Here is a 23,043-nt window from a genome sequence, read left to right as displayed (position 1 = left end):
CACCCATTGGAAGAATTGAATCAGCAGTTCATGCACCGATCAAGGAAGAGTTTTTCAACAAAATAAGCCCAAAGCAGACCTTCAATTCCAAGCAAGGTGACTTCCGAAATGCTGACAAAGCTGTCGTTGGTTGTTTAGTTTTCGATCTCCGGATTCTACAGGGTGGTGCCCTTTGCAAAGATGCTCTGACACTACCTCTCAATCCGTAGTGTTTGGATTTGAAGCGACGGAAGGACAACTCTCAATCGCTTCGCAAATGCAGTCCACTGATCTAAGGTTATAGAAAAATCAACAGCCTCATGTGGTGTGACCATGAATCCCGAACAAATATTTGCCGTCCTGTCTGCTTTGCTTGGAGAGCCTTCTGATCCGACGGCTTTTGAAGCTCAATTCGTGGGTGGAGCCGACACGCGCTATCCGGTCGAAATCACTCCGTGCTCGCGCCCCGTGGTCCCTGATGAGATTGACGGAGAAACTGTAATCTGCGGTATCGTGGCAGTACCTGAGGACCACAGAGATGCTCAAAGCAGGACCCTGGACCTGAGCTTCATCGTTTTCAAGGCTCATTCGCTGGCACCCGTGGCAGACCCGGTTGTCTACCTTCACGGGGGACCGGGCGGCGGTTCAGTTGAATCTGTGCGCTCGCTCAGTCTGTTTTTTGACCATTTGCGGGGGCGAAGGGACGTCGTGGCGTTCGATCAACGCGGCGTCGATGCAAGTGCCCCGGATATGGATTGCTTCGGGACTCTGGCAAAAAATCTGGAGCCAATCGTCGATCAGTTGGGCGGGGCTGACCTACCTCAGCTGGAGACGGCACTTGTTCGCGACTGCATTTCGGAATTGACCGAACGAGGCTTCGATCTTCCGCAGTTCAACACGACCCAAAATGCTTTAGATGTGCGAGCTGTTATGTCGGCTCTTGGCTACGCTGAGTACAACATTTATGGCGTTTCATATGGCACCAAGCTCGCGCTAGAAGTCATGCGCTCTGCGCCAGCGGGTGTGCGTGCGGTCGTTTTAGACAGCGTCGCCCCACCCCAAATCGCGCTTTACGACACTCTGTTCGTCCCACACACCGAGGCCATTTTTAATACGTTTGCACCGTGTGAAGCGGATCCTGTCTGTGCGGAGGCGTATCCCGATATAACGCAGCGGTATTTTAACCTCCTTGAAGACTTAGAGGCACGTCCATTGGAGGCTGCGGGGATCGAGATATCCGGGCAAATGCTTTTCAGCATTTTTTCCGGCAGAAACGATTGGTCCGACCCAACGATCCGGGGCTTCACCACTTACGCGCCCGCACTGGTCAGAGAGCTTGAGGACGGAACGGTCGACCTCATCACACAAATCATCAACGGTGACCTTCCACCCCAGCCCTCCGCAGAAACGTTGTTGGCGGGTACGTTGGACCTGAGCGCCGATGAAAAGGCTCTGGCGCAAGCTGCAATCAACGCCATGTCGCAAATGGAAATTGCTTCCGACACTGCGTCCTCGGCTTTGGAGCAACTTGAAGCGGATCGCGACCGAGATCTAGAACCGGCCTCCTTGGGAGAGTTCTTTGACGATGCTCTTGAAGATGCTCTGGCCGGGTTGCCTGATCGAGCGGATCGTTTGGCGTTTGCGCAAGACTATCTAAACCTACGGTTTGAAACGCCGCGTGCTGGAGCGTTGCTGGACCTAGTCCGCGCCCATTTCAATGAAGCGACAGCAGGACGGTTGGCCTCATTGATCGCTTTGCTCGGCCCCGAAGATGTCGAGCGCGTTTTCAACTTGATCGCAACAGATAACGCAGCTTTGCAAACCATTATGGAGGGTGAATTCGAGCTATTGCTCTACGCTTGCCAGGAAGATTTTGTGGACGGTTTCAACTCAGCGGCGGGATTTGGCGCTTTGGTAGCAGAGTTGGGCTACGGTCCATTGATGACAGCGGCTCTAGCTGAAATTCCGAGCCTATTTGCAGATTGCAGTGAGTTCACACCAATACCTCGAGACAACTATCTTGAACCCGTGCTTTCCGACATCGCGGTACTGGTCCTGTCTGGTGAGATTGACACACAGACCGCATCTTCCTGGGGTGGGCTAGCGGCAGACACTTTGCACAACAGTCAGTCGTTCCTGTTCCCGGAAACAGGGCACGGGGCCCTTGTTTTCAGCCAATGCGCCCGCGATATTGGTGAAGCGTTTCTGGAAAACCCCGGGGCAGGCATCGATAGCACATGCGTCTCGGATCTAAGGCTACCGTATTTGATGCCGGACGGCAGCTTGCATAGTGTCGAGAATTGAAGACTGCGTAAGCAAATGGAGACTCCAATGAAGGCCCTGATCACAGCAACGATTTTGGCGGTTGGCTTTGCATCGTCTGCCCATGCATTTGATCGTCAAACGACTGACGCGCTTCAACTGTGCCACGACTATTTGTGGGATGTACCCAAATATGCTGACCTGCCAAACGCCGCGATTTCCGTATTTCCGGGCATTTTGAACGATCAAAGTATCGTCGTTTTCTGGAATGTGTATTGGGACGACCCAACAGTGCGCGCAGCTGGTAACTGCACGATCATTGACGGCGCGGTGAAGGGTTTTGAAGATTATCTGGCGCAGGAATAGGACAAGACCCTTGCCGTCTTTTGCAAAAACGTGGCGCGGGTCGGAGACTTTATGAAGCGGTCAGCGTTTCTCTGGCTAGCGGCTGCTCTTCTTATAGCGGCGGGCACGACCTGGCTTGCATCTCGCCCTTTTTTACGGATTGAAACACTCAGAGACTTGGCGGAGGCAGTACCGCCTGAACCGGCGCTCCTGAACGCATCAGAGTTGGAGCAACGCCTTCTGGCAGTCGGCCTTCACCCGACCGGTCTGCTAAGCGATCTCGGCGTCGATGACCACCTGGCTCGGCTGGAAGCCGACAAGGTCGACGCAGCTACACTGAGCGCGTATGCCGATGCCATAGGCGAATTGTCGGCAGTCAGCGCGGATCGCGGTCAAGCCTTGCCGCCGACGCTTTGGGATGTGAGCACGCCAGCGCTTCGTGAGGCGGGCTGGACTGTATACACACTCACCGAAGCAATGGCATCAGATGCCGGAGCAATTCACGTCGCACTTCTATCTGATGCTTACGCGGCTTTTCTCGAGCGCAAGCCCAATGCATTGGAAGGCGCATTGGCGCTGCTGCCGCTTTCCCGTAACTATGTCGAAACGCTGCCAGAGAGTGCGCGAGCAGAGCGTGAACGCCATGCCAAGACAGAGGGACAGGCCACTCTGTTGATCTGGCAAGCTCTGTTATCAGGCACAAGCAGGTACAATCCCTTAACGCACCGCCCCCTGTGGAGCCACGGCTACATCGGCCACTTTAGTGTGCCGCACATCCATCAATATGCAACGGGCGAAGGCCTAACCGCGAGCCAGGTTTGGGGAGTTGACGGGTTCAATCCCGCGTTCGTCGGCCCCCCTACCAATAGCAACCAAGTGGAACATTTGGGCATTAGCGCATTGCTACAGGGCGTGGCGCATGTGCCGGGCGCAGTCTTAGCCGCCACTGAAGCATTCGAAGTCGTCGTCGATCACGATGACCCAGCCGCTGCCCAAGCGGATAGGGCATTGAACGACGTCGTGAGAACAGTACTTCTCCCCCGCATGGAGGAAGATCCGAACGCGCTGGTCTCTGCATTGACTAAAGCACTCCAATAGCGTTGCCACTTTGTAAGGTGGACTTTGATGCCGTTCGCCGCATTATCGAGATAGTCTGTTTCTTTACCCTGGGCGGCAGTCCGGAAGCGGACATTCGAAGTAGGTGCAGCAATCTGCTGGTTTGGGCTCAATTCAGTCGACCTTCGCTGCTTCCCGTGCCTATGACTGGAGGCAGCCCAAAGCGGACCTTCAAAACAAGACTTTGCAATTCCGGCTCAGCGGGACAAGGCTGCCGTCCAAGGTTGTCAGACTTAGGTCCGCTTCGAAGTCAGCTCGCCTGCTCGCGGTCGAACTGCATACGAAATTGTCTGACTTCGTCCATCTGTTCATGCGACCAGAAGACGAGCGGTTTTATCATCTCGAGTAAGCTGCGGCCCAACGGCGTCAATTCATAGGACACGGCCACCGGGGGGCCGGGATCGACGGTTCGGGTCAAGTAACCGTCGCGCTGCAATCCGCGCAGGTTTTCGGTAAGCACACTTTGGGTTACGTCTCCGATGCAACGCTTGAGGTCGCCAAAGCGTTTCGGCTCATCTTCCAGCGCGAGGATGATGATCATCCGCCATTTGCCAGTCACATTGGACAGCACGGATCGAATAGAGCAGTTGGAAGCTTCTGCTTTGTTGGCAACGCCTATAGGTAGCATATCAGTCTCTGGTATTGTTTCGAAACTTACAGGCACCATAGCCATGCATCAGCTTAAGCACAACAGCTTGATCTATATGGCAGTAGTGTTGAGCATACCAAGTCAGTTTAGGGTACGTAATTGCAATTTGGTATGGTTTTGATACCACGTATCGAGAGGATACGAATCAAAGGATATAAAGCCATGTCTCCCAAAGAACTTGTAATCGCACTCTTCACCGCAGCCTTTGCCGATCACGATCCGGAAGCTGCGCGGAAACTCGTTACTCCGGATTACATCCAGCATAACCCTCAAATCCCAACCGGAGCCGAGGGTTTGGTTGGCTTGATACCTTTGGTGGAGCAATCCGGAATGATTGGCACCACCCATCGTGTCATCGCCGAAGGTGATATGGTCGTATTGCACAGCACTTTTGAAAACGCTGATGCGTTTGGCGCACCCACCCTTGCCGCATTCGATGTGTTCCGGGTGGAGGACGGCAAAGTCGCCGAACATTGGGACAATTTACAGCCGGTTCCTGAAATTACAGTGTCTGGCCGAGGTATGACCGATGGGCCAACCGAGATCACAGACCTCGACAAAACCGAAGAAAACAAGGCGTTGGTTCTTGGATTTGTACGCGATGTCTTGGGGGGTGCCGCACCAGAGAAAGCCCCCATGTATTCTGAGGTCTACATGCAGCACAATCCAATGCTTGCCGATGGGATCGATGGCCTGATGGAAGGCACCAAAGCCTGGGCTGAACAGGGCAACGTCATAACTAAATTTGAGCCACAGATCGTTGTGGCAGAAGGCAACTTTGTCTTTGTCGCCTCAGATGCCACCGTCAGCGAGAAACCTTGGGCTTTCTTCGACCTATGGCGCGTCGAGGATGGCAAGATTGTCGAGCATTGGGACGTTGTTTCGCCCACCCTTGCGGAAATGGCACACGGGAACGGCAAGTTCTGAGTTTGAAAAAAAATGGCGGGTCAGCAATTTCTGGCCCGCCACTCCAAATCTGACGTTCGTACAGAACGCAGCATCAAACACTTCGGGCTCGAAGCGGCCACTCTTTGCGGCAAGCATGATTGGCTGGAGGCAGCCCAAACCGGACATTTGCAACTAAACTTTACAGGTTACGAAATGCGGAGGAAAAATGCTCCCGTCGTCCAAAACAGAAACGTTTGGTTTCGAAGTTAGGCCTCCCAAATACAATTTGACGAGGCCTACAGTGTTGCGAGGTCAGGGTGGCGATAGGCCTCTGGGTACGACATTGGCTTGAAAGGCCCATTGGGCACAACATTCCAACTGCGTCCGAAATAGCCCTGGCGGCAGTGTACAAGAGAACCTGCCTCGGCAATTCCAGGCAACGCGTATACACGGCACAGCCACCGCCACAAGTACGGGTAATCTAGGATTCTCGCACCATTAAGCTTCATTCGCACATAGTAGACGGGATCGTGACGATAGAGAGTTGGGAACAGGCGAAGATCTACTTCTGAAAAGTGGTTGCCTGTCAAATAGGGTCTGCCATCTGAGAGATGTTCCTCCAAATATTCGAGTGTCTCAAAATAGGCGTCAAAGGCTATTTTAAAGAACGTTTGATCAGAGGAAAACCCGGCCTTGTAGGCACCATTGTTAATCGCTGTATAAATCCGTTCGTTCAGGTCGTGAATTTGGTGAATCGGCACTTCGTCTGGGTAAAGCCTAACGCGTTCAGCTGCCGGGATTGTGCTGCAAGAGAATCCTCTGATGCGTCCAGCATTCGGACAATTTCAGCGCTTTCGTCGTTAACTATGCGCCCTACAATCTTGTCATACAGGATTGGAAGGGATTACTCTTCAGAGCCTTCGGCACGATAGATCTCTTTGGCAAGGCGCAGTCCTTTGCCGGTGCCGGTCTCACTCGTGCATTCTGGCAAAGTCTCACTTGTGAGCGATGCAATCCGATCAGGCGCAAACTCCCATAGGTTTGGCGCCTCTGGATCGTCGTCGCCGGTGCGGTTTGGAGATGCAACGTCCATCGTGATGCTGTTTCGAAGGCCCAACACATTTCGCGCTAGCGTCACTCTGTGACACCACGGACAATTCAGTGCTACGAATAGGTGATAGCGAACAGGTTCTGCTGGAAACACTGGATCGCCAATAGCGTGGCGAAAGCCGCTGACACCGCGCACGAATTCACCCCGTGCGCGGCGCTTGTTGATATCAGTTTGGTCTACTTCGGTAGACGTGTCGGCCATAACTTCAGCATCATCCTCTGAGCCGGTGTTGCAAGATGATTGGCACGGCCAATTCTTCTTCATCGCTGAGATGCCGTTTAAGGAACGCTTCAATCGTGTTGCTCGTCGCATGGAGCTGTCCGGCTTCGTCGTAAGCTTGCTCCTCATCAAGTGCGGATAGCTTGATCACACGGTTCGCAGTGCCGGTGAAGTCACTCAGCACCTTATCCAGATCGAAGTGATCCTGTTCTAGCAACTCAAGCCCCGCATCAAAACGAGGGTCCGCAGCAGATAGTGCAGGGAAATAGCTGCGATCTTCCCAGCCGTGATGGCCATGCAGGTTTCCAACCAGGTTGCCGCCATAGTACGACAGCCGCCCAACGTAGTCGTCCAACCCTATCTCGTTGCTCAAAACCCCTTCTGTATCCAAGCGAATACGTTCCGCAACACGGCGGAACATCTCATGCGTGCCGAGCCAATGCTCGGTTTTCTCTTTGAAACCTGGATGGGCTTCCCAACTGTCGCGGGGGTATTGGTCCAAGAGAAACCGCATTTCTTGAGGCATGTCGTCTTGGCGAATGGTATATGTATCGAGCATCGGTTGTCTCCTTTCAGGCCAAAGATGGGAGGTCGGGCAAGTGCTCGCCACTAGCGAGAACGCACAGTCACTATGCGTCAGCGAACCCCTGCGAAGTCGGTCCAACACAAACCAGCGATCTTGCGCTTCTAGGCTTCGATGCCTTGCTGGATGAAATCTTTCAGGTCGTTACGGCTAAGCACGTCTTTTGCCGTTGATTTGACCGCTAAGACTGTGTGGCCAAAAAACAAATCTTGGTGAAGCCCTTGCTAAAAAGCTCTATGATTTGGTTTTCTCGGCGAGTGATTTGATTACGCAGGCGAATGTTCCCGCGGTTTCACGCCACGTTGGTAGAGACTGTGACTTCAAGTCTGACAGTCTTCCCAAGCGTGCTCGCGTTTCTTGGTCTTTGAGAAGCAAACGCAGAGTAGCTCCAAAGGCCAGAGCGTCCTCGGGTGGCAACAGAATCCCCGCGTCACCGACTGTTTCAGGGACAGCACCCACGTCGCAGGAAACGATTGGAAGTCCGAACATCATTGCTTCGCTAAGAACCATTCCGTAGCCTTCGTACCGGGTCGCAAGCGCGAAAAGTGTCGCCGAGTTGAACAAGTCGTTCAACGGGGCTCGGTCCAACTCTCCGGTGAAGGTCACGCGCTCAGTTAGACCGAGGGCCTTGGCCTGACAGTAAAGCTCAATCGCTGTGTTATCGTCGTGCTCCTTGCCAACGATAACAGCCTGCCATTCCAAGTCCCTGATTGTCTCAAGCGCACCTAGAAGAGTGTCATGCCCTTTGCGGCGGGCCAACAGGCCAACTGACAAAATCAAAGGCGGACGCTTCGGCTGTTTACAGACAACCGGACGATCAAAACCTGGGGGTGCGACAGTTATTAGACCCGGTTTTGCAGCCAATTGGTTGACCAGCACGCGCGCAGTTTCTGGACTTGGAACGACAATATGTGCTGCGTGCCGAAGAGCTGCGGCTTCGTTTTTGAGCAGAAATTCAGCCCGTTCCGTCGGCAACCCAGTTTCTAGTCCAAGGGGGTGGTGTATCATTGCTATTATAGGGGCGCTCACCTGCGCCAAACCCTCTGGATCGATGGAGCCAAAAACCAATCCATCAAGGATAATCGGGCGTTTTCCGGGTACGGCGCGCAGGGCGTTCAGTGCCACTGCCATATCGTCCTGCGTTGGGTCGGGAAATCGACCCGGTAGTTTCAGGTGTTCGGTCTTGCAACCGATCTCGTTAAGAACCCGCAATACGGTGGCTTCGTAGATGAATCCGCCGGTGCGCCGGTCTTTGTCACCAGGGATTGCAAAAACAGCTTCTGTCATACCACTTGCTCGCTCGCATAAACGCGCAGAACCCGCTTTTCGCACCATGCAACTCCAGCGTATGCTGTGACTGCCGCAAGACACAAAAGGACAACGCAGGACCACAGCATATTGTAGTTTGATGTACTCGCGGTCAGTGCCATTAACACGCCTATGCCGCGCCCGGTTGCCAGCCACTCAGCTGTAGTGACAGCCAATAGCGCGGCTGGAACTGCCATGCGGGCAGACGCGAATAAAGCGGGCAACATGGCCGGGATTTGGGCGCATCGGAGTAGTTTCAAACGACCGGCACCATAGCTTTCAAAAAGATCCACGATTTGCTTCGGAGCCTGCCGCAATCCCTGCAGGCAGGCAACAAGAGTTGGGAAGAAAACCATCACAGCGACAATTGCAACGGTCCCGGTAAAGCCGCGCCCAAATGCCAGAACCAGCAAGGGCGCAGTTGTGATGATCGGCACGGCGCGTAATGTAATGGCGGTCGGCATAATCGCCCGCTCCACTGGTGGCCAAAGCGTTAAAATCACGGCCAGTCCCGCACCAAGCGCCAAACCGGCGAGATATCCGGGTATCGCATAAGCCAGGGTTTCGCCAAACGCAGTTAGTAATGTGTTCAGGTTCGTTGTGTTGGAAACGAAGGTCCAAATATCTGCTGGTCGCTTCGCGAAGAACGAATTCAGGTTAAATAAATCCATGAGTCCCTGCCACAGAACCAAAACCATGGCAGACAGAAAAACGATACCAAGTATTTGAGTAGAGAGCGCGCGCTTTTGACCAACTCTGGGCGTCGATAGCAGGATTGTCGGTGCATGTGGTGTCAGTTTGTTTTTGAGCAGGCCAACGCATGCATACCCGAGCATAGCCAGTGATGCGGAAATAGCCGCCAGCGCCCAGGTCGCATCCGTTTGAAGACCGCGCATGGCCCTCAAGGTCAAAACACCTAATCCTCGCTCGGCGCCTGTGAATTCTCCAATCATCGCACCCAGAAAGGCAGCTGGCGCCGCGATCTGCAATCCCACAAACAGGTAAGGCAAACTGGCTCTGAATCGCACAACGAATAGGGTCGACAGGCGGCCCCGACCGTAAACGGCCATCAAATCTGTCCAGCTTTTCGAGATCGCCCGAAGACCCACAACCAAGGCCAGGAATGTGGTGTAGTAAACAGCCAGTGCCGCCAAAGCGATCTGTGGGCCAGCTCCGGGCCCGAACAGGACCCGTAAAATCGGGCCGCTCGCGATCAGCGGAATGCAGAACACTAGAAGCGCGAGCGCCGATATTACCCATTCTGACTTCGGGACCAAGATCACGAAACAGGCCAGGGCCACCGCCGCAAGGTTTCCCCAAAAGAACCCGAGCGCGGCATTCCTTAAGGTTTCGGTCGCTGCCCTGAAAAGTAGCCCAGAATGATCATTGATATACTCCGCGATATCAAATGGTCCACTGATCAACACGCTGTTTGGCTGAACGTGCGCCAAGCCTTCCCAGATTAGAAGCATAAGCAAGACGCCCAGCATGATACGTCCCGGTTCCACCTACTCAGCCTCCTCCAACGCGGTCAGAACTTGCGTCACAAAAGCGCGAAAGTCTGGTGAAGTTGCAGTGGAAACTTTGCAGTCCCGGTTAATTTCGACCTGTATATCGGCCAAGATACGCGCAGGCCGAGGTGACAGCACGATCACGCGATCCGATAGCAAAACCGCCTCTTCCACGGAATGCGTAACGAGAAGTGTTGTCGTTTGGCGCTCACGCCACAACGGCGGGAGTTCTTGATTCAATCGACGTCGCGTGATCGCATCGACGGCCCCAAAAGGTTCGTCCAACAGCAGGACCTCTGGCTCTGAAATAAGGCTGCGCGCGATTGCGGCGCGTTGGCGCATACCACCTGACAGTTCTGCAGGCCGATGCTCGGCAAACCCGTCCAGCCCGACAAGATTTATCAGGTCATCTACGCGATCCACCGGTTTGCGAGCGAGTTCCGCACCCAATTCGATGTTGGATCTTACGGTTCGCCATGGCAGCAGCGATGCGTCTTGAAACGCCATGGCAAGCCCCCCGCGACGGGCGACCTGTTTTGGTGTTTCACGGCCAATCGTGATGTGCCCCGTGTCGGGTGTTTCCAACCCGGCTATCATTCGCAGAACGGTTGATTTCCCGCAGCCGGATGGTCCAACCAACGCCGTCGTCTTACCGGATCGAAAGTCAACCGAAAGCTCTGACACCGCCTCTGTGCGATCAAAACTCTTCCGGATGTTGGTGCAGGAGATTCCGGGCGTGGTCACGCGTCAGCCCTCGAGTCAGCCATACACCTCTTCCAGCAGCGACCTGTCCCAAAGGTCAGGAGTAACGTTTCGACCCAACACCGCGAGCGTTTCGACATTGGCCGCCACAGTCTCGTCGGTGAACCAACCGAACCCGAACTCGGCCGTCAGGTTTGAGAACATCAGCGGCACTTGGCGCGCGGCCTGCAGCTTTTGCGCGGCGAGATCCAGACCTGCATCAGGGAACATCTCCAGCGTCAACTGGGCGGCGGCGTCGGTGTCTTTGTGATAATCATTCCACCCCATGACTTCGCCTTTCAGTAAAGACACAAGCTCTGCGCGCCTTTGAGCAAGAGAGTCTTCGGTGGCGATATAGGTTTGAGAATGAACGGCATACCCGTAGTCAGCCATGAGCATTGTGGTGTTGTCGACGCCCTGCACAGTCATGGCGACGGGCAAATCTGTTTCCCAGCAAAGCAGGCAATCCACCTGGCCACTGACTAACGGTGCCGGGTCATATTGAGTGGGGATAATTTCAATTTGGTCGATGTCTATCCCGTTCAACGTGCATAAGGCTTGCAAGACGGGCGTATTCGCGACGGCCATACCGATCTTTTTGCCGACCAGATCCGCGGGTTCGTTTACCGGGTTGGCCGCAAGCGATGCAATCGCGAACGGATTCTTTTGCATTGCAACAGCGATAATTTTGAACGGCGCGCCCTGCGCCACAGCGGCGGCGGTATAGTCCGCAGCTGATATCCCAACCAAAGCAGTTCCTGAAACCACGGGCGGCTCTACAGGCGCGTTTGGACCGCCTTGGGCGAGTGAGACATCCAAACCCAGATCGGACCAATACCCTTTGTTTTTCGCAATGTAACTTCCGCCAAACTGCACTGAATGCAGCCACGACAGCTGGAAATTCAAAGGTTGTAAGTTAGCTGCTAGTGCCGGCAACCCATATGCAGAAGCGGCAAAACCGGCTGCTCCGGTTTGAAGAAAAAAACGGCGTGTAAGGTGGGCGGGCTGTTTCATAGCGAACTTCTTCTCTCTGTCGTTAGTTGCAGTTCAAGCGATCTTGGCCACAGCAGAATCGCAACTGCTGGCAGCGCGGCGATCAGGATAACGGCGCCATAAGTGACACCCGAAGCAATGCCCGCACTGGATGACTGCCCGATTATTGGAAATAAGGCGGCAGCGGCTCCTTCCCTCCAACCCCAACCACTAATCGACATAGGGATCAGCATGGCGGTCAACACCAGAGGAATAATGATAAGCAAGCCGCCTGATGGTATGACAACCCCTACAGCCCTTGCTGACGCGTAGAATCCCAGTATCAGACATGCAGAGCTGACTAAGCCGAGCAAAACAAAGGCCGTTCGACGTTGTAACCTGATCAAAAAGACAACGAACCTCCCAATTGATGGAAGGGCAAGTGATATAAGGCTCACCACGACTAGAGCGCATAGCAACACAGCAAGAACTGTCATGCTCAGTTCAGGATGATCGAAGCCTGCGGGCCACATTAGCGCAGCACAGACGCCCAGAAAAAAGACTGCCATGATCGCGATTTGCCCCAACAGCCGTTCCGCGAACACAGATTGAGCTGAGCGTTTGAGGTCTGCTTTCTTCCCCGCCCGAACCGCACGGGTCAGATCCCCCGGAACGCCGCCGGGCAGAACCATATTCACCAGCTGCGCGATATAGTATTCGCGCAGGGCAAAAGAGTAATCAAACCGAATATCCAACGTGCGCGCTGTAAGTTGCCATCGGAATGCCATGGAGAAGGTTGCGGCAGTTGTTGCAAGGATCGAAAGCCCTAGCCATTCCAGGCTAAGCATCCGCAGATGATCAGCGACACGCGCCAAATCCGTCCACCAAAGCAACGCGATAATCAACGTGATCGATACGACCAACCTGACCCAATACCGGTTCATTGCGTCACCATTGCGGTTGAGGTCTTGTCAGAAAAGGCCGCGATAAAGTTGTCCCTAAAACTGTCCATTCGGCGAACAGGGACGTCGGATGCGGGGACAAGCCCTTCGGTCCAACGCCAATGCTCGATGTGATCCAAGACTTGCGGGGGTCCGATTATATGAACAGCTACATCCTTGCTGTCACTGCCTGATACAAATCCAGCGGCTTGATGGTCCCCTGCGACAATGACCAGTGGTGCATCGTCGGCCAGTTGAAGAACATGAGAAAAGACGACTTGCAAAACGTAGTCTACCGATCTGCGATACGCGTCCCGCACGGCATCCCGGTCTTTCCACAACACTTCAGGTGTCGGTCCCCGTAAGGCCATCTCATTGAAGACGGTGCCGTCGCCTACGTCCTTCCACGGGATTACATCTGCGATTGGCGTCCAAGGGGCATGTGAAGAGATCAGGGCGATCTGGACAAAATCAGGTCTCGGGTCCGGCGGCAAAAGATCGGGATACGCAGCCAAGGTGAATTGGTCGGGCATCGTGACCCAGCGAAAACTCTCGCCCGCATAGGGGATTGTGGCCTTGTCAAAAACAAGCTCAAACCCCATCGCTCGGCTCTCGGGCCAGTCCTTTGTGATTGCAGGCATGACAGCGGCTGTCCGATACCCCGCCGCTTGCGCGATATGAGATAGCCATTTGCGCCCACTGTCGATCATCGCTTGATAGCGCCCGTTATCGGCGGTCCACAAGCCGGACCCCAGGGTCCCATGTGCCAACCAGCTTTGTCCGCCTGCCGTTGGCGAGGTCAGCCAACCGCTTTTCATGGCAAGGCCCGAACCCGCGATTTCCGCCTGTGCAGACCGCAGCGTTGCAAGATGCGTTGGCGCGTACAGCGGGTTGTCGAAGCTCGCGCGACCGTAGCTTTCCATCCAGATCAAAAGCACATCCCGCCCATCAAGCTTGTTCAACAATCCGGTCTGATTGGCATAGGTATCTGAACCTGCGGCCTTACGAAACTCAGCCAAATCCCTGGTTGTTCTCTGTATTTCCTCTACGCGATTTACTGCTAAGCGAGCGGTCCAGGTGGTCCCCGGCGGGCTGTTTCCCAATTTCCAGAAACTGAGGTGATGACCCGCATCCGCGACAGCCCATCCAGTGCAGCCGACGCCGATCAAAGCTGCTGCCAATCCTGTTTTTGCATTTTGTCCAAGTGACGCCCAAGCGGCAAAGCCCTGGACTATAAAAACGTAAAGCAGGGCCAGCAACAAAATGGTCGATGACACTGCAAAAACAAATACAACCAAACCAAGGCTATCGTGGGCGAATGAGAACCCTGCAGCGATCAAGGGCATATCAACGACCGGATTAAAAGGCCTGTCAAAAGCGCTAAACATTGCATAGTCGGCGAGCTTCAAAACAGCGACAGCCAACAAAGCCAGCGCGACCGCGTGTACGATGATCAAGCGCCGACCCAGCACCATCATCAGAAATAGTATGACAGGCAGCTCGAGAGGCCAGCGCAACACCGCACCCCACCCAAAAGCGCTTGGATGGTTTGGCAGCGCGAGAACAGAAAAAACAGCCAACGCACCCAAAGCTAAGAAAAGTGCTTGCCTCATTCAGCACGCCCAAGAAGCCAATTGATGTCCACAAAGAAGGACCATGCGAGCAGTATCGCAGCCATAAAAGATATCGGCAAATACGCTGTTGTTGGCGTCAAGGGAAACAGGAGCGTGACCAACGCACCGATTTGTATAACGCAAATTGCTTTTCGACGGAACGACTCGGGGAGTTCAGCCTGCAATGCGGGCAAAAATAGACTTGCTGCGCAGAAGGTGTATCGCATGAAACCAAGAACCAGAATTTCCAGGCCTGTTGTCCCTGATACCAAAAGCCACACAGAGAGGACCGCGCCCAACAACGCGTCCGTTTCCATATCAAACCTCGCGCCAAATCGGGATGTCAGTTTTGATCGCCGCGCCAACCAGCCGTCTACGCCATCCAATGCGAATGCTACTGTTGCCACCACAAATACCAGCCAAGGGTTCACGGTTGGCGCGACCACAGTGCCAGCCAAAAACGCGACCATTGCAGCGCGGATTAGGGTTACAAGGTTACACAGACCCAACACTTCATAAGGATAGGTTCGACGCAACCCCGGGATCAGCAATCCGACGACTACCCCAAAGACGACCAAAGGGGGCAATGCGGAACCAAACGCCAGTAATGAGCATACTGCCATTGCAAGAGCAATGACCGCGCTGGCTATGCACAGGTTGGCAACAGGTGGTTCCACCTCCACAGGCCTTGTCGCGTTGTAAAAATCACCGCCAAACATAAACGTCACCCAATTGATCCTAAGAACAATTTAGCCCGCCAACGAACTTCGGGTAGCCTTGTGGGCAACCAACCGCTCACGTCCTTTTCCCAAGCTTAACAACGCCCGTCAAAGGCAAGTGATCCGAAGCCTGCACCAAAACCTCTGATTTTAGTGCGTGAACCTCTGAAATTGCGTCTGGAAAATCCGTCAAGATCCTGTCCAGGGGTAAAAAAGGCGCTCGGCTCGGGAAACTGGCTCGAGCAGGCCCTTGAAAGGCCGTTCCAGTAATCCGTTGATGGAACATCAAACCGCCCCAAGGCCGCCATTCATTGAAGTCGCCTAGCATGAGTGTTTGCATAGTTGGGCGACGATGTAAGTACTGCCCAATGGTACGCATTTGGATGATGCGCAACGGTTGCGACAAAGAGAGATGCATCGTCATTATGCGCAACGGATAACCGTCAACCAGCGTTTCGAACACTATGGCGCCCCGGTGGCAATGACCTGGTAGATCAATCACATCTGCATGGGTGCGCTGAAACCTCTCGCCCAGAAACAGGATGCTTCCCAGAAATCCATCGCTCTGACTTCCCCAACGCAATGCGGGGGCGTCTTGTGTGTATCTGAGCCCAGTAAGCTCGGAGATGTTCTGCACGTCTACGATCCGAGCGTGCGGTCGACATTCCTCATCCGCTTCTTGCAACGCCAGAATGTCCAAACCCAAAGGCGTCAGTTCCGTCCCGATTGCGTTGGCCACACGGTTTGGATCGACCTGTCCATCTGGTCCCTTTGCGCGATGAATGTTCCATGTTGCGCAGCGAATTGTGGAGTTGCTCATGTTTTTACGGCCTTTGTCCGTTTGCAACCTATATTATTTATAACCTTGGCTACCACTCGGAGGTCTTCGTACTATGGCTTTAAAGCGTTTAAAAACCGATCTCGGCCGCTTTGGCACTACAACGCGAACGATTGTAACCTCGGCTGCACTAAGTGCATATGCAATGGCGGCCAACGCCGATATGGCGCGGTATGAACTCGATCCAACGCACACGGCCATCTATTTCACAATTGATCACATCGGCTACGCAAAAACACTTGGTGTGTTCACAGAAGTGTCGGGCAACTTCTTTTACGACACTGAAACGCAAGAGTTGCGCGACGTAGAGGTTATAATCCAAGCGGCGTCCGTGAACACGTTCAACGACGCGCGTGACGGTCATGTTCGAAACCGAGACTTCCTGGATGTCTCGACGTATCCCGAAATCAAGTTTGTTGCGAACGGTGGCACAGCTTCGGACGACACCAGCGGAACTGTGACCGGAGAATTGACGATCTTGGATCAAACTCTTCCCGTAACGCTGAATGTTACGCTAAACAAAGTCGCAGAATATCCGTTTGGCCATAAACGCGAGGTTTTAGGACTGTCGCTCGACACCGCCATTTTGCGCAGTGAGTTTGGGATGGACTACGGAGTCGCGAATGGGCTTGTTGGCGATGAAGTGACGATTAACATTGAGACGGAAGCAATCAAAAGCGACAAATGATTTTGGTAAACGAATGTGTTGCCAGCCAACAAATCGATCTTGCGGGCAGTAAACTGCCTGGCTTCGAAGGGCAGTCCACGTATTTTTTTGATTTTTCCTTCGAATCCTAGTCACTAAACGACTGCCGCCCATTTTCAGTTTTGAGTCTGAATTTACCTCATGTTGATAGCGGTGAACCATAAATGACGTATTACATAGCTGAAAGCATGCGGACTAAACGCGGCCTACAGTGGTGAAGATTTCTGAGCAAATCGCAACAATAGTGCTTGGTGGTTGCGCAAGCATTGACGCTGATCAGGTTTTGTAGGGCCACGACAGCGATGAGTGCGGGATAGGCTGGGTGTAGACACGGTATTGGGACAAACCGGTTGATGTAAGAAAGGGACGTGCACCTATCTGCGCAAAGTCAAGTTTCTGCTCGAAGCCGTCATTGGTGCAATCCCGATAAGTGTCTGCTATGCGGACAAACCCGCCGTTCTCCTCGAAAACGGATAGGCATACCTTTTGAATAATCGCCTCCACACGTCTTCCGACGATTCGAGACCTTAGCTACCGATCTTTCCACCGCACGTTCACAGGTATTAGGCAAGTTGCCGGTTCTAACAATCTATGAAAGTGGTAGTGTCTTCGAGCCAACTTGCGAGAAGTAACTATGAGCCAACGTCGCCTTGCTGCAATCATGTCTCTGGATGTCGTCGGCTTCAGTCGGATGATGCAGGGCGGCTCCAAGCTACTTCTCAAAACACTGAACGCCTTGTACCGCGATCTGGTAACGCCGATCGTTGAACAAAAATCTGGCCGGGTGGTCAAACTGTTGGGCGACGGAGCATTGATTGAATTTCCGTCAGCAGGAAACGCTTTAGAAGCGGCAATTGCGATTCAAACCAAGTTTAGAGAGCCAGACCATCCCTATCTGGTTCCAGAACGTATTCAGCTTAGAGCGGGTTTGCATGTCGGCGACGTCACCGTCGATGGGGGCGATATCTTCGGAGACGGTGTCAACATCGCTGCACGGCTCCAATCGGCAGCTGAACCCGGAGGCATTCTGGCCTCAAAGGTACTTTGTGATCTTGCCGGAGCGGATTATGCCAAACGTTTGCGCCGAGAAGGGCTGCATACGTTCAAAGGCATTGAACAGCCGATCGAAGTGCTGTCGTTCAACTTCACCGATGAACATGTGTCCAAATCGCGCGCTAACTTCGCCAAAACACAGGAAATTCGTTACTGCAAAACTGACGACAACATTAGTCTGGCCTGGAGCTCAGTTGGAGACGGTCCTCCGGTCGTAAAGGCGCCAAGTTGGATTGGACACTTGGAACTTGACTGGCGCAATCCCGGGAAAGCTCCAATTTACACTTCCATCGCTCAAAGACATCGCTTGGTCCGTTTTGACGCCAGGCTCAACGGTCTATCCGACTGGGACGCCGAAACTTGTACGTTCGAACGGTTCGTTGATGACTTGGAAACTGTTTTCGACGCAGCGGATATAAGGCGCGCGCCGATCCTTGCGATATCGCAGGGGTCCGCAGTGGCAGCCGCCTTCGCAGCGCGCCGACCTGACCGCGTGTCTGCGATCGTAATGATAGGTGGGTTCCCCGTTGGTCGGGCAAAAAGAACATCGCAAAAAGATGTGGAACGCGCCAACGCAATTAAGCAAATGATGACTGCCGGGTGGGACGATGATTATCCGTCTCTGCGTGATTTGATGGCGCAAATCATCGTGCCGGGCGCGAGCCAAGAAGAACGGCGGCAATATGCCGAAGACATGCGCAAGATGATTTCACCCGAAAACATGGGGCGGTATCGCGGCGTGATTGATAACATTGATATCTCACCGATATTGTCCAAGGTCGAGGTGCCGTGCCTTGTTTGTCACGGGAACAGTGACAGGATGCAACCGGTCGAACAAGGACGATTGTTTGCAAAGGGATTACCCAACGCGAAATTCATCGCCTACGAAAGCTCGAACCATACCATCCCGGACAACGACCCGGAATGGCCACGTTTTGAGAGGGATGCTCTGGCTTTCTTGGCTGAACACAGCTGAATTATTGCTCCAAGTGCCTTCGGGTTTGGCGCTATATCTCTCAAAACAAATGCTACAAGAGTACCTCGCCAGAGTAATGGAACACAGAGTTGCGATAAGTGCAGTCAGGCTATCCTACGCACAATACGCCGAAGGTGAGCCGGTGGTCTTTGTTCATAGTTCGAATGCGGATCATCGGTTTGGCGGGTTTTGCAGATATGGTATCCTCTAAGAGGGAGGCGAATTGACAGCCGAGCAGTCTTGCGGCCTGTTCGCACGAGATCCGCATTAATGGTATTCCTCGACTTGATCGCTCGCACAAGGCAGCGTTTCAGTTGGACTGGTCGAAAGCAACAATGGACAAGCTCTCTGTCATGAACGCCTTCCGCCGCATTGTCGAGCGAGGCAGCTTTGCGCGTGCAGCGGAGGATCTCGGGGTTTCTCCCGCTCTTCTAAGCCGCGAGATAAAGCTTTTGGAGGAGAGCCTTGGCACGGTATTGCTCACCCGCACAACGCGTTCAATGTCACTCACCGATGCTGGCCAACTCTTCTACGAGGAAGCATCAGGTATCCTTGATGCCGTGTCCCAGGTCGAGACGCGCATCCGTGACGGCGCCGGGGCGATACGCGGCCATCTCAAGGTGAACGCCTCCAGTTCCTTCGGTCAGACCGTCATTGCGCCGATCCTGCCGGGGTTTTTCGACGCCTATCCCGATCTGCGCCTAACGCTTTCGATGGATGACCGGCTGATCGACATGGTGGAGGGAGGCTTCGATGTGTCGATCCGGATCCGGGCGGCGATGCCGGATTCCGCGCTTGTGGCCCGCAAGCTGGGGACGATGCGGCAACAGGTCTTTGCCGCGCCGTCCTATTTGGACAGCGTCGGTGCTCCAGAAACGCCGCTGGACGTTGCCGATCACCGTGTCATCGGCTTTTTGCTGGCCGATCACCTCATCGCCTGGACCCTTCACGGTCCGTCCGAAACGGTGACCGTGGACCTTGATCCGCCCATCCGCGTCGGCAACAGCCTTGTCCTGCGCGATCTGCTGATTGCCGGCCAGGGTATCGGCACCTTGCCGGATTTCGTGTCAAAGGATGCGGTCGCGCGCGGCGAGCTGGTCCGCGTACTGCCCGATTGGGAACTGCCAGCGCCTGAAATCTACGCATTGACGGCCTCGCGCCTCGGCATGGATGCGAAAGTGACGGCGTTTCTCGATCACTTGCGCGCCGCGCTGCACCCCTGACATTCTTCAATCCACGTAAAGAGTGAATTGAGAGCGGTCCGGTTACTCCGGGCCGCCTCATCGCCGATCTTCTCAGGTGACGAAACCCGAAACACTGAGAGGATCCCATGACCCGTGTTCTTGTTGTCTACTATTCCAGCTATGGCCATGTCCGCGCGCTTGCCGAGGCCGAGGCCGAAGGCGCGCGCTCGGTGCCCGGCACCCATGTCGATCTGCGGCGCGTGCCCGAAACCGTCCCCGAGGAGATCCGGCAGAAGGCCGGGTTCGCGGCCGACGAGACCCCTGTTGCGTCTCCCGCCGATCTGGAAAGCTACGACGCCATCATCTTCGGCACCCCAACGCTGTTCGGGATGATGGCCGGGCAGATGAAGTCTTTTCTCGACCAAGCGGGCGGCCTCTGGGCGCGGAACGCGCTGGTCGGCAAGGTCGCGGCCGTCTTCGCCTCTACCGGCTCGCAGCATGGCGGGCACGAGGCGACGCTGCTCTCGACCCAGATCCCGTTGCAGCATTTCGGAATGCTGATCGCGGGCATGCCCTATACCTTTGCTGGTCAGAAGGCGGGCGAGGAAATCGTGGGCGGCGCGCCCTATGGCGCGGGCACCATCGCCGGAGCCGACGGGTCGCGTGCACCATCCGGGACCGATCTTGCCGGGGCGCGCTTCCAGGGCGCGCATGTCGCCCGGATCGCCGTGCGCCTTGCCGGGGCGGATTGGCAAGAGGAGGCCGCGTGATGCCGTCCCTTACAATAGATTTCTTTCACGACGTCGTCTGCTGCTGGTGCTTCAACATCTCGTCGCGGATGCGCGGGCTTGCGGAGGAGTTCGATCTCGATATCCGGCACCGGACCTTCGTCCTGCAGGCCAGCCGCGCCGAGATGGCCGCACGCTGGGGCGCACCCGAAGACGCCCGCGAGACCATCCTTGGCCACTGGGACGCCTGCCGCCAGGTCGGCGACCGGCCGGAGCTTGTCGATATCGACGCCATGCGGGCAGCGCCCTTCGACTATCCCCACGGTATGATCGCCGCCCTCGGCTGCAAGGCCGCCGAACGCATTGGCGGGCAAGCCGCACATTGGGACATGTTCGACTGCCTGCAACGAGCTCATCTGGGCGAAGCCCGCAATATTGCCGACCCCGAAACCGTTCTGGCAGTGGCACGGGATCTCGGGTTCGAGGCGACTGTCTTTGGCGATGCGTTCGACGATCCACACACGGCCCGGGTCGTCGAAGCCGATAGGCAACTGGCCCGCGCTCTTCAGGTCCACTCCATTCCCACGCTCATCGTGCGCGAAACAGGCGCGCGCCTCGTCAACGGACCGCGGGAAGACCTTGCCGCACAGCTCCGCGCCGCCCTCCGCCTTGTCGCCTGAAAGGAGACCCTCATGACCTCTTTCGCCCGTCTTTCGCGCAGCCGGATCCACCGCCGCAGGTTGTGCGAATTGGCACAGGATCTCTCGCCGCACATGCGGCGCGATATCGGCCTTGATGCCTGCGCCAGACCACCCCGGCTGCCCCATCACCTGCTCTGGTGAGCCCCGAACAAGGAGATACGATCCATGTCACGCACCAGCGACATTCTTCTCACGGCGCTCGCCCCGGCGATCTGGGGCAGCACCTATATTGTCACCACCGAGGCGCTGCCGGTGGGCTATCCCGTGACCCTTGCCGCGCTGCGCGCGCTGCCCGCTGGCCTGCTCCTGCTTGCCCTCACGCGCTGCCTGCCGCCACGCGCATGGCTTGGCCGCGCCTTCCTGCTCGGCAGCTTCAACTTCGCCCTGTTCTGGGTGCTTCTGTTCGTGGCCGCCTATCGGCTGCCGGGCGGAGTCGCGGCGACGCTCGGATCGCTGCAGGCGATGATGGTCATTCTCATGGCGCGCGGCTGGCTCGGCACACCGATCCGGGCTGGCGCGGTCGCCGCGGCGGCAACCGGCATATTGGGCGTCGCACTGCTGTTGATCGGACCCGAGGCCGCACTCGATCCCATCGGTGTCGCCGCGGGTCTGGGCGGTGCCGCCTCCATGGCGGCGGGTACCGTGCTCAGCCGCAAGTGGCAGCCGCCCGTCTCGGCGCTGAGCTTCACCGCGTGGCAGCTGACCGCCGGGGGGCTTGTCCTTTTGCCGTTCGCACTGATCATCGAACCGCCCTTGCCGCCGCTGACGGCGACGAACCTGGCCGGGCTGGTCTGGCTTGGCCTCATCGGCGCGGCAGCCACCTATGCGCTCTGGTTCCGGGGTGTCGCCCGGATCGAGCCCGGTGCCGTCGCCATGTTGGGCATGATGAGCCCCGTTACTGCGGTTTTCCTGGGCTGGGTGGTGCTTGGGCAGTCGCTCTTACCCCTGCAGGGCTTGGGCGCGGTCATCGTCCTTGCCTCCGTCTGGGCGGGGCAGCGCGCGAACCGGACCAGCGCCCGTGCTACATTCGCGCGGCACAGGCCGGTGCTTGCAAGAAATGTCTGACCAGGTGTCAATAAGGACGGTCCCAATGCCCAAGCTTACCCTCACCCCCGATCTTGCGTGCGAGATATGGCTCGCCGGGGCTGTTTTACCTCGCGATCATCATGACGGGCTTTGGTGCCGAACTTGGCCTGCGCGTGCCCCTGATCGATCTCAGCGATGCCGCTCTGGCCATTCTGCTCTACCGGATCTTTCGCGCCATAGCGCCGGGCCTGGCGCTTTCGGCCATGGTCTTCCGGCTGATCCAGATCGTGTTGATCGCTGTCAGTCTCATGGGGCTCATGACCGGGTGGATGGTTTTGGTCCGCGCGGATATTCTGGCCGATGCGCCCGCGCTCGCCTTTCTTTTGATGATAGCCTCCAATGCCTGCCGCGGGCTGTATTTGGTTCTTCTGAAGAAATGGCGCATGCACCCTAAGCCAGATGAAGGTTTATTCGTGATATTCGTTGTTGGCATTGTCGTCCTGCTGCCGTTCATTGTGATACATGAAGCTGGTACATCTCAGCCATTGGACTACTCTTGGCAGGTCTGGGGATCGATCCTGTTCATTGGTGTTGGCATGGGTGCTATCTACCTCCACCTGATAAATTTTGGTACAAACGAAGTCGGTGCTTCGACAGCTTCTCTATTTGCCTATCTCGTGCCGATATTCGTTGCGGTCGAAGCCGTGGCTGCAAAGGGCATGGACATTCAGACCTATCAAGGCGTCGGTGGTGCGTTGATTGTCAGTGGTGTTTTGATCGCAACCCGTTTGCACCATCGGCCAACGGCTGCGGACCATCCGCCTCATTGATACATGCGTTGCCAGAGGCACGGGGCCTGGCTTCTTATCTGGCT

The 23,043-nt window shown here is 55.5% G+C and carries 25 protein-coding genes; 13 read left to right on the top strand and 12 right to left on the bottom strand.

Annotated elements, in window-relative coordinates; all coding sequences use genetic code 11:
- The 4 genes from GOW04_RS21795 to GOW04_RS10260 all read left to right on the top strand — a co-directional run.
- On the top strand, positions 1–209 hold a 209-nt coding region (locus GOW04_RS21795), incomplete at its 5' end, for a hypothetical protein (protein WP_217356917.1).
- Positions 210–312: 103 nt separating this feature from the next.
- On the top strand, positions 313–2,283 hold the full coding sequence (locus GOW04_RS10270) for an alpha/beta hydrolase (protein WP_171116954.1): 1,971 nt from the start codon (positions 313–315) through the stop codon (positions 2,281–2,283).
- Between the two features lie 27 nt (positions 2,284–2,310).
- Entirely contained in the window at positions 2,311–2,607 is a 297-nt protein-coding gene (locus GOW04_RS10265) for a hypothetical protein (RefSeq protein ID WP_170660744.1), read from the top strand.
- 51 nt (positions 2,608–2,658) lie between these two features.
- The gene (locus GOW04_RS10260) at positions 2,659–3,684 is read left to right on the top strand and encodes a hypothetical protein (RefSeq protein WP_171232458.1); all 1,026 of its coding nucleotides are present in this window, start codon (positions 2,659–2,661) and stop codon (positions 3,682–3,684) included.
- Positions 3,685–3,952: 268 nt separating this feature from the next.
- On the opposite strand, the gene GOW04_RS10255 is transcribed toward GOW04_RS10260, so the two are convergent.
- Positions 3,953–4,330, bottom strand: coding sequence for a helix-turn-helix domain-containing protein (locus tag GOW04_RS10255; RefSeq protein WP_171232457.1), 378 nt, complete (start codon positions 4,328–4,330; stop codon positions 3,953–3,955).
- Positions 4,331–4,513: 183 nt separating this feature from the next.
- On the opposite strand from GOW04_RS10255, the gene GOW04_RS10250 reads away from it, so the two are divergent.
- Entirely contained in the window at positions 4,514–5,278 is a 765-nt protein-coding gene (locus GOW04_RS10250; protein WP_171232456.1) for a nuclear transport factor 2 family protein, read from the top strand.
- A gap of 257 nt (positions 5,279–5,535) precedes the next feature.
- Here GOW04_RS10250 and GOW04_RS21940 read toward each other — a convergent pair whose 3' ends face one another.
- The 11 genes from GOW04_RS21940 to GOW04_RS10200 form a co-directional block, all read right to left on the bottom strand.
- The gene (locus GOW04_RS21940; RefSeq protein ID WP_371814387.1) at positions 5,536–6,000 is read right to left on the bottom strand and encodes a glutathione S-transferase family protein; all 465 of its coding nucleotides are present in this window, start codon (positions 5,998–6,000) and stop codon (positions 5,536–5,538) included.
- Between the two features lie 143 nt (positions 6,001–6,143).
- Positions 6,144–6,551, bottom strand: coding sequence for a hypothetical protein (locus GOW04_RS21935; RefSeq protein WP_254430112.1), 408 nt, complete (start codon positions 6,549–6,551; stop codon positions 6,144–6,146).
- Between the two features lie 10 nt (positions 6,552–6,561).
- Positions 6,562–7,128 carry a hemerythrin domain-containing protein gene (locus GOW04_RS10240; RefSeq protein WP_171232455.1) on the bottom strand — a complete coding sequence of 189 codons (567 nt, stop codon included), beginning with the start codon at positions 7,126–7,128 and terminating at the stop codon, positions 6,562–6,564.
- 258 nt (positions 7,129–7,386) lie between these two features.
- Positions 7,387–8,439 carry a glycosyltransferase family 4 protein gene (locus tag GOW04_RS10235; protein WP_171232454.1) on the bottom strand — a complete coding sequence of 351 codons (1,053 nt, stop codon included), beginning with the start codon at positions 8,437–8,439 and terminating at the stop codon, positions 7,387–7,389.
- Positions 8,436–9,950, bottom strand: a complete 1,515-nt coding sequence (locus GOW04_RS10230) for an ABC transporter permease (protein WP_171232453.1) — start codon at positions 9,948–9,950, stop codon at positions 8,436–8,438. Before GOW04_RS10230 ends, GOW04_RS10235 begins: the two co-directional genes overlap by 4 nt.
- 18 nt (positions 9,951–9,968) lie before the next feature.
- The gene (locus tag GOW04_RS10225) at positions 9,969–10,715 is read right to left on the bottom strand and encodes an ABC transporter ATP-binding protein (protein ID WP_171232452.1); all 747 of its coding nucleotides are present in this window, start codon (positions 10,713–10,715) and stop codon (positions 9,969–9,971) included.
- Positions 10,716–10,730: 15 nt separating this feature from the next.
- Positions 10,731–11,726 (bottom strand): ABC transporter substrate-binding protein, encoded by a 996-nt coding sequence (locus GOW04_RS10220; protein WP_171232451.1) that lies wholly within the window; start codon positions 11,724–11,726, stop codon positions 10,731–10,733.
- Positions 11,723–12,628 (bottom strand): lysylphosphatidylglycerol synthase transmembrane domain-containing protein, encoded by a 906-nt coding sequence (locus GOW04_RS10215; RefSeq protein ID WP_171232450.1) that lies wholly within the window; start codon positions 12,626–12,628, stop codon positions 11,723–11,725. Before GOW04_RS10215 ends, GOW04_RS10220 begins: the two co-directional genes overlap by 4 nt.
- On the bottom strand, positions 12,625–13,644 hold the full coding sequence (locus GOW04_RS21930) for a sulfatase-like hydrolase/transferase (protein ID WP_254430111.1): 1,020 nt from the start codon (positions 13,642–13,644) through the stop codon (positions 12,625–12,627). Before GOW04_RS21930 ends, GOW04_RS10215 begins: the two co-directional genes overlap by 4 nt.
- A gap of 590 nt (positions 13,645–14,234) precedes the next feature.
- The gene (locus GOW04_RS10205; RefSeq protein ID WP_171169817.1) at positions 14,235–14,957 is read right to left on the bottom strand and encodes a CDP-alcohol phosphatidyltransferase family protein; all 723 of its coding nucleotides are present in this window, start codon (positions 14,955–14,957) and stop codon (positions 14,235–14,237) included.
- Positions 14,958–15,033: 76 nt separating this feature from the next.
- Positions 15,034–15,777 (bottom strand): endonuclease/exonuclease/phosphatase family protein, encoded by a 744-nt coding sequence (locus GOW04_RS10200; RefSeq protein WP_171117268.1) that lies wholly within the window; start codon positions 15,775–15,777, stop codon positions 15,034–15,036.
- A 73-nt stretch (positions 15,778–15,850) separates the two neighbouring features.
- On the opposite strand from GOW04_RS10200, the gene GOW04_RS10195 reads away from it, so the two are divergent.
- The 8 genes from GOW04_RS10195 to GOW04_RS10160 all read left to right on the top strand — a co-directional run bounded on the left by GOW04_RS10195 (position 15,851) and on the right by GOW04_RS10160 (position 22,999).
- Entirely contained in the window at positions 15,851–16,483 is a 633-nt protein-coding gene (locus tag GOW04_RS10195; RefSeq protein WP_171116974.1) for a YceI family protein, read from the top strand.
- Between the two features lie 652 nt (positions 16,484–17,135).
- Entirely contained in the window at positions 17,136–18,530 is a 1,395-nt protein-coding gene (locus GOW04_RS10190) for an alpha/beta fold hydrolase (protein ID WP_171232448.1), read from the top strand.
- A 335-nt stretch (positions 18,531–18,865) separates the two neighbouring features.
- Positions 18,866–19,753, top strand: coding sequence for a LysR family transcriptional regulator (locus GOW04_RS10185; protein WP_171232447.1), 888 nt, complete (start codon positions 18,866–18,868; stop codon positions 19,751–19,753).
- A 107-nt stretch (positions 19,754–19,860) separates the two neighbouring features.
- Complete coding sequence (gene wrbA, locus GOW04_RS10180) at positions 19,861–20,484, top strand: NAD(P)H:quinone oxidoreductase (RefSeq protein ID WP_171232446.1); 624 nt, start codon at positions 19,861–19,863, stop codon at positions 20,482–20,484.
- Positions 20,484–21,122, top strand: coding sequence for a DsbA family protein (locus GOW04_RS10175; protein WP_171117711.1), 639 nt, complete (start codon positions 20,484–20,486; stop codon positions 21,120–21,122). The genes wrbA and GOW04_RS10175 overlap by 1 nt, the downstream gene beginning before the upstream one ends.
- A 12-nt stretch (positions 21,123–21,134) precedes the next feature.
- Positions 21,135–21,284 (top strand): hypothetical protein, encoded by a 150-nt coding sequence (locus GOW04_RS10170; protein WP_171117713.1) that lies wholly within the window; start codon positions 21,135–21,137, stop codon positions 21,282–21,284.
- A gap of 24 nt (positions 21,285–21,308) precedes the next feature.
- Positions 21,309–22,208, top strand: coding sequence for an EamA family transporter (locus tag GOW04_RS10165; protein ID WP_171117715.1), 900 nt, complete (start codon positions 21,309–21,311; stop codon positions 22,206–22,208).
- A gap of 134 nt (positions 22,209–22,342) precedes the next feature.
- A complete protein-coding gene (locus tag GOW04_RS10160) occupies positions 22,343–22,999 on the top strand; it encodes a DUF4386 family protein (RefSeq protein WP_171232445.1) in 657 nt (218 codons plus the stop codon).
- Positions 23,000–23,043 lie beyond the last annotated feature (44 nt).

Source organism: Ruegeria sp. HKCCA4812 (assembly GCF_013034245.1).
Lineage (GTDB): Bacteria > Pseudomonadota > Alphaproteobacteria > Rhodobacterales > Rhodobacteraceae > Ruegeria.
Note: the sequence above shows the minus strand (reverse complement) of the source record. Positions and strands in the feature narration are given on the sequence as shown.

What these genes read in the sequence shown, in the direction of transcription:
- GOW04_RS10220 (WP_171232451.1), bottom strand. Translation starts at nt 11,726, where the DNA reads ATGAAACAGCCCGCCCACCTTACACGCCGTTTTTTTCTTCAAACCGGA.
- GOW04_RS10195 (WP_171116974.1), top strand. Translation starts at nt 15,851, where the DNA reads ATGGCTTTAAAGCGTTTAAAAACCGATCTCGGCCGCTTTGGCACTACA.
- GOW04_RS10260 (WP_171232458.1), top strand. Translation starts at nt 2,659, where the DNA reads ATGAAGCGGTCAGCGTTTCTCTGGCTAGCGGCTGCTCTTCTTATAGCG.
- GOW04_RS10235 (WP_171232454.1), bottom strand. Translation starts at nt 8,439, where the DNA reads ATGACAGAAGCTGTTTTTGCAATCCCTGGTGACAAAGACCGGCGCACC.
- GOW04_RS10165 (WP_171117715.1), top strand. Translation starts at nt 21,309, where the DNA reads ATGTCACGCACCAGCGACATTCTTCTCACGGCGCTCGCCCCGGCGATC.
- GOW04_RS10230 (WP_171232453.1), bottom strand. Translation starts at nt 9,950, where the DNA reads ATGCTGGGCGTCTTGCTTATGCTTCTAATCTGGGAAGGCTTGGCGCAC.
- GOW04_RS10265 (WP_170660744.1), top strand. Translation starts at nt 2,311, where the DNA reads ATGAAGGCCCTGATCACAGCAACGATTTTGGCGGTTGGCTTTGCATCG.
- GOW04_RS10170 (WP_171117713.1), top strand. Translation starts at nt 21,135, where the DNA reads ATGACCTCTTTCGCCCGTCTTTCGCGCAGCCGGATCCACCGCCGCAGG.
- GOW04_RS10250 (WP_171232456.1), top strand. Translation starts at nt 4,514, where the DNA reads ATGTCTCCCAAAGAACTTGTAATCGCACTCTTCACCGCAGCCTTTGCC.
- wrbA (WP_171232446.1), top strand. Translation starts at nt 19,861, where the DNA reads ATGACCCGTGTTCTTGTTGTCTACTATTCCAGCTATGGCCATGTCCGC.
- GOW04_RS10270 (WP_171116954.1), top strand. Translation starts at nt 313, where the DNA reads ATGAATCCCGAACAAATATTTGCCGTCCTGTCTGCTTTGCTTGGAGAG.
- GOW04_RS10200 (WP_171117268.1), bottom strand. Translation starts at nt 15,777, where the DNA reads ATGAGCAACTCCACAATTCGCTGCGCAACATGGAACATTCATCGCGCA.
- GOW04_RS21935 (WP_254430112.1), bottom strand. Translation starts at nt 6,551, where the DNA reads ATGGCCGACACGTCTACCGAAGTAGACCAAACTGATATCAACAAGCGC.
- GOW04_RS10205 (WP_171169817.1), bottom strand. Translation starts at nt 14,957, where the DNA reads ATGTTTGGCGGTGATTTTTACAACGCGACAAGGCCTGTGGAGGTGGAA.
- GOW04_RS10185 (WP_171232447.1), top strand. Translation starts at nt 18,866, where the DNA reads ATGGACAAGCTCTCTGTCATGAACGCCTTCCGCCGCATTGTCGAGCGA.
- GOW04_RS10255 (WP_171232457.1), bottom strand. Translation starts at nt 4,330, where the DNA reads ATGCTACCTATAGGCGTTGCCAACAAAGCAGAAGCTTCCAACTGCTCT.
- GOW04_RS10215 (WP_171232450.1), bottom strand. Translation starts at nt 12,628, where the DNA reads ATGAACCGGTATTGGGTCAGGTTGGTCGTATCGATCACGTTGATTATC.
- GOW04_RS10190 (WP_171232448.1), top strand. Translation starts at nt 17,136, where the DNA reads ATGAGCCAACGTCGCCTTGCTGCAATCATGTCTCTGGATGTCGTCGGC.
- GOW04_RS10240 (WP_171232455.1), bottom strand. Translation starts at nt 7,128, where the DNA reads ATGCTCGATACATATACCATTCGCCAAGACGACATGCCTCAAGAAATG.
- GOW04_RS10175 (WP_171117711.1), top strand. Translation starts at nt 20,484, where the DNA reads ATGCCGTCCCTTACAATAGATTTCTTTCACGACGTCGTCTGCTGCTGG.